This is a genomic window from Pseudomonas sp. GM84 (assembly GCF_000282535.1).
Lineage (GTDB): Bacteria > Pseudomonadota > Gammaproteobacteria > Pseudomonadales > Pseudomonadaceae > Aquipseudomonas.
The window spans coordinates 1-4,355 of record NZ_AKJC01000333.1; the positions used below are offsets into that span (position 1 = coordinate 1).

Here is a 4,355-nt window from a genome sequence, read left to right on the forward strand (position 1 = left end):
TGGCTACGGGCGTCGCCCTGCGGCAGTTGCGCGCCCGGCAGGTGGTGGTCGGTGACCAGTACCTTGAGCCCGGCCGCCTTGGCCGCGTCCACGCCTTCGACACTGGAGATGCCGTTGTCGACGGTGATCAGCAATTGGGGCTGGCGCTGCAGGGCGACCTGAACGATTTCCGGGGTCAGGCCGTAGCCGTACTCGAAGCGGTTGGGCACCAGGTAGTCGACATGGGCCGCGCCCAGCAGGCGCAGGCCCAGCACGCCAACGGTACTGGCCGTGGCGCCATCGGCATCGAAATCGCCGACGATCAGGATGCGCTGGCGCTGGTCGATAGCCTCGACCAGCAGGTCCACGCCGGCCTCGATACCCTTGAGCTGCTGGTACGGCAACAGCCGCGCCAGGCTCTTGTCCAGTTCGGCTTCGCTCTGCACGCCGCGGGCGGCGTACAGGCGGGTCAGCAAGGGTGGCAGGTTACCCAGAAATGGCAGGGTCGATGGCAGCGGGCGAGGTTCGATACGCATGGGGGTTTGGGCTCAGCCACGCTCGCCAAGCAGCCACTCGAGCTGCACTTCGTGCTGACCACGGTCGTCGGTGACGAATACCGTGCCTTCGCTGATCATCACGTCCCACTTGATGGTGCGGGGCATGTCGGTGGCCAGGACTTCCAGGACCTCCTGCGGTACGGCGGCGATATTCAGGTTCTTCAGCCCTTTGACCGCGTCCACGACCTTGTTCTGCCACACCCGCAGGCTGCCGTAGGCCAGCAGGCTGGTGCGCTCGGTACGGCGCGAGCACCAGGTCAGACGCTCGGCGTCGGGCTGGCCGACTTCGATCCAGTGCAGGATGCGGTCGTCCAGGCTCTTTTCCCACAGCGCCGCTTCATCGACGTCGGACAAACCACGGCCGAACGACAGGTTCTCGTTGTACCACAGCGCGTAGGCCAGCAGGCGCACGGCCATGCGCTCTTCGGTTTCCGAAGGGTGGCGGGCAATGGTCTGGCGAACGTTCTCGTACACGCCACGATCGAGATCGGTGAGGTTCAGTTCGAATTTGTAGGTGGTGGACGGCTGGGCCATGGTCGAATGGGCTTCGTGCAAAGAGAAAAGTTGCCTAGTCTAACTGATCCTGCCCAGGCTTGCGCCGCGGCAGTATCTGCCGCTGAAGACCTATGATAAAACCACCGCTCTGCCTTGTTGCCACGGATGCCACATGCCTACGCCCAGCAAACCCCTCGCCGGACTCAAAGTCATCGAACTCGGCACCCTGATCGCCGGCCCGTTCGCCTCACGCATCTGCGCCGAGTTCGGCGCCGAGGTGATCAAGGTCGAGTCCCCCGACGGTGGTGACCCGCTGCGCAAATGGCGCAAGCTGTACGAGGGCACTTCGCTGTGGTGGTTCGTTCAGGCGCGCAACAAACAGTCCCTGACGCTTAACCTCAAGCACCCTGAGGGCCGCGAAATCCTCAAGCGCTTGCTGGCCGAGGCCGACATCCTGATCGAGAACTTCCGCCCTGGCGTGCTGGAAAAGCTCGGCCTGGGCTGGGATGTACTGCATGCGCTCAACCCGCGCCTGGTCATGGTCCGCCTGTCGGGTTTCGGCCAGACCGGGCCGATGAAGGACCAGCCGGGCTTTGGTGCAGTGGGCGAATCCATGGGCGGCCTGCGCTACATCACAGGCTTCGACGACCGCCCGCCGGTGCGCACCGGGATCTCCATCGGCGATTCGATTGCCGCGTTATGGGGTGTGATCGGCGCGCTGATGGCGCTGCGTCACCGCGAAGTCAACGGCGGCGAGGGCCAGGTGGTGGACGTGGCCTTGTACGAAGCGATCTTCGCCATGATGGAAAGCATGGTCCCGGAATTCGACGTGTTCGGGTTCATTCGCGAGCGTACCGGCAACATCATGCCGGGCATTACACCCTCCTCCATCCACACCACTGCCGATGGCAAGCATGTGCAGATCGGCGCCAACGGCGATGCGATCTTCAAGCGCTTCATGCAGGCCATCGGCCGCACTGACCTTGCCGAAGACCCGTCGCTGGCCAGCAATGATGGCCGCGACGCGCGCCGTGACGAACTGTATGGCGTGATCGACCGCTGGGCCAACGGCCTGCCGCTGGAACAGGTCATGCGCACACTCAACGACGCAGAAGTACCCGCCAGCCGTATCTTTTCGGCCGAGGACATGTTCAACGATCCGCAGTACCTGGCGCGGGAAATGTTCCTGCAGGCTCGCCTGCCGGACGGCAAGCCGTTCAAGATGCCCGGCATCGTGCCGAAGCTTTCCGAAACGCCAGGCTCCACCGAGTGGGTCGGCCCGGCCCTGGGCGAACACACCGACGCGTTGCTGGCCAGGCTGGGTTACGACACGGCCGCTATCGCCAGCCTGCGCACCGCGGGCACGGTCTGAGATCGCCCTTGCCCATGCGCGCCCGGTCCTTGCTCTGCGGTCTGTTGCTCTCCATGGCCCTGACGCCGGTGCAGGCCAGGGAACGCTTGCTGTGGCTGGTCCGCGACCTGCCGCCTTTCACCATTTTCGAGGGCGCGGAAAAAGGCCAGGGCGTGGTCGACCAGATGTTGCCCCTGCTGATCGAGCAAATGCCCGAGTACGACCACGCCATCGTGCGGGTCAACCGTGCCCGCGGCATCCAGATGCTGCAGGACCGCAGCAGTTTCACCTGCGACCCGACCCTGCTGTGGACGGCAGAGCGCGCCAAGTTCGTGCACTTCTCGGTGCCGACCCTGGGCGTGATGAGCGGCGGGCTGGTGGTTCGCAAGCAGGGCGAAGCACTGCTGGCACCTTTTCTAGAGGGCCAGCAGGTCGATTTGAAAGGTTTGCTCGACAGCACGCAACTGAAGCTGGGCATCGTCGCCGAACGCAGCTACAGCACGCAGATCGATGACATTCTGCGCCAGCTCCCCGATAGCGTATTCAGCCGCCATTACGGTAACGATGCCACCGCCAGCCTGCTGCAAATGCAGCAACTCGGCCGCCTGCAACTGGTACTCGGCTATTGGCCAGAGGTGCGCTACCTGATTCAGCAACAGGGGGGCTCGCTGGACGATTACCGCTTCCACCCGATCCGGGGCGTGAACCGCTATCAGTTCCTGCATGTGGGCTGCTCGGACTCGCCACTGGGGCGCGAGGCCATTGCCCATATCGACCAGCTCTTGCCGGCGTTACGTCAGGATACGCTGCCGGCGCTGTATGCCCGCTGGCTGGACCCGGAATTGCGCGGAGACTACCTGCAGCAGAGCAAGCAGTTTTTCGAAAAGCCCTAGAAAAAAGAAACCCCGGAACGCTGGGGAAGACGTCCGGGGTCAAGCGAAAGTCCTTACGGGCTTCCCGTGACAACCTGCCTGCACCGGAGCTGTGTGCAAGTGGGTTGCCCTACTGCGTCTGATAAGCCAATCAGGCAAAGGTTCCCTGCGGTGGCATACGCTGTTGCAACGCCGCGATCACACAGGGCTGCAAACGCCCCTCGACAATCTGCAAGTCACGGTGCAAACCGTCCACCAGGTCGATCAGCAGGCTTTGCTCCTGCAACTGGCGCAGGCTGACAGTGCGGCGCAATGCCGTGCCACCGAGGCTGTCGTACACGATCAATTGGCGGTTGCCGCTGGCATCGGCGGCGTCAAGGTGGGTTCGATAAGGCGACAGGGCGTCGTTGAGCAGTCTGCAGATTCTTTCCATCCGGATCACTCGCGCAGGTAGTGGGACATACAGGAACTGACCAACAAGCGCAGCGGAAAGTTCGCCCGGCTGCGGCTGGTTCAGTGAGCATGCGTGGGCGATGTGACCGTTTGAATACACCGCAAGGCCTGTTGCCAGCGCGGCATTGGCAATGGCCAGGGCAGCTCGGCGAGCACCCAGAGGCCGCGCTTGCGAGCCTCTTCAGCAAGGTCCGGCCCTTGGGCACTGGGACAGCCGGTGAACAACACGGCGCGCAATGAGCGGTCACGCTCGATGCGCTTGAGTAACTTCAGGCCATCGCTCATCGAATGTTCAAGGATCAGCAAGTCGGCTTTGCGCGGGCGCGCAAGGCAAGCGCCGAGGTCGGCAAGATCGGCGGTGACACGCACGTCGAAAATGCCCTGGGCATTGCACGCCTGGTGCAGGAGGATCTGGTGGGAAGGCCGAGACTGGTGAATCAACACGTAGGGCTGACGCATGAGCCGCTCCTTTGGAAAAGGGCGGCAACTTTATGCAAGTTTCAGCATGATTTATGTAGGACGATTCCGAACAAGACCGAAGAAAACGCTACAAAAAAAGGGCCGCTGCGCGCCCCAATCGCCGGCAAGCCGGCTCCCACAAGGAAACCACTGTTTTCAAGACTGTGGTGGACCTGTGGGAGCCGGCTT

The 4,355-nt window shown here is 63.0% G+C and carries 6 protein-coding genes; 2 read left to right on the top strand and 4 right to left on the bottom strand.

The features are described from left to right. Together PMI38_RS24265 and PMI38_RS24270 are read right to left on the bottom strand one after the other, a co-directional pair. On the bottom strand, positions 1-515 hold a 515-nt coding region (locus PMI38_RS24265), incomplete at its 3' end, for a DHH family phosphoesterase (protein ID WP_008100078.1). A 12-nt stretch (positions 516-527) separates the two neighbouring features. Then, positions 528-1,070, bottom strand: coding sequence for a YaeQ family protein (locus PMI38_RS24270; RefSeq protein WP_008100080.1), 543 nt, complete (start codon positions 1,068-1,070; stop codon positions 528-530). Positions 1,071-1,203: 133 nt separating this feature from the next. On the opposite strand from PMI38_RS24270, the gene PMI38_RS24275 reads away from it, so the two are divergent. Together PMI38_RS24275 and PMI38_RS24280 are read left to right on the top strand one after the other, a co-directional pair. Continuing rightward, positions 1,204-2,403, top strand: a complete 1,200-nt coding sequence (locus tag PMI38_RS24275; RefSeq protein ID WP_008100082.1) for a CaiB/BaiF CoA transferase family protein — start codon at positions 1,204-1,206, stop codon at positions 2,401-2,403. Between the two features lie 14 nt (positions 2,404-2,417). Further along, positions 2,418-3,275 (top strand): TIGR02285 family protein, encoded by an 858-nt coding sequence (locus tag PMI38_RS24280; RefSeq protein ID WP_008100084.1) that lies wholly within the window; start codon positions 2,418-2,420, stop codon positions 3,273-3,275. A 130-nt stretch (positions 3,276-3,405) separates the two neighbouring features. Here PMI38_RS24280 and PMI38_RS24285 read toward each other — a convergent pair whose 3' ends face one another. Then, complete coding sequence (locus PMI38_RS24285) at positions 3,406-3,687, bottom strand: DUF3509 domain-containing protein (protein ID WP_008100086.1); 282 nt, start codon at positions 3,685-3,687, stop codon at positions 3,406-3,408. Positions 3,688-3,767: 80 nt separating this feature from the next. Beyond that, on the bottom strand, positions 3,768-4,166 hold the full coding sequence (locus PMI38_RS24290) for a hypothetical protein (protein ID WP_008100089.1): 399 nt from the start codon (positions 4,164-4,166) through the stop codon (positions 3,768-3,770). Positions 4,167-4,355 lie beyond the last annotated feature (189 nt).

Coding starts and splice junctions, on each gene's coding strand:
- PMI38_RS24270 (WP_008100080.1), bottom strand. CDS start 1,070: ATGGCCCAGCCGTCCACCACCTACAAATTCGAACTGAACCTCACCGAT.
- PMI38_RS24275 (WP_008100082.1), top strand. CDS start 1,204: ATGCCTACGCCCAGCAAACCCCTCGCCGGACTCAAAGTCATCGAACTC.
- PMI38_RS24280 (WP_008100084.1), top strand. CDS start 2,418: ATGCGCGCCCGGTCCTTGCTCTGCGGTCTGTTGCTCTCCATGGCCCTG.
- PMI38_RS24285 (WP_008100086.1), bottom strand. CDS start 3,687: ATGGAAAGAATCTGCAGACTGCTCAACGACGCCCTGTCGCCTTATCGA.
- PMI38_RS24290 (WP_008100089.1), bottom strand. CDS start 4,166: ATGCGTCAGCCCTACGTGTTGATTCACCAGTCTCGGCCTTCCCACCAG.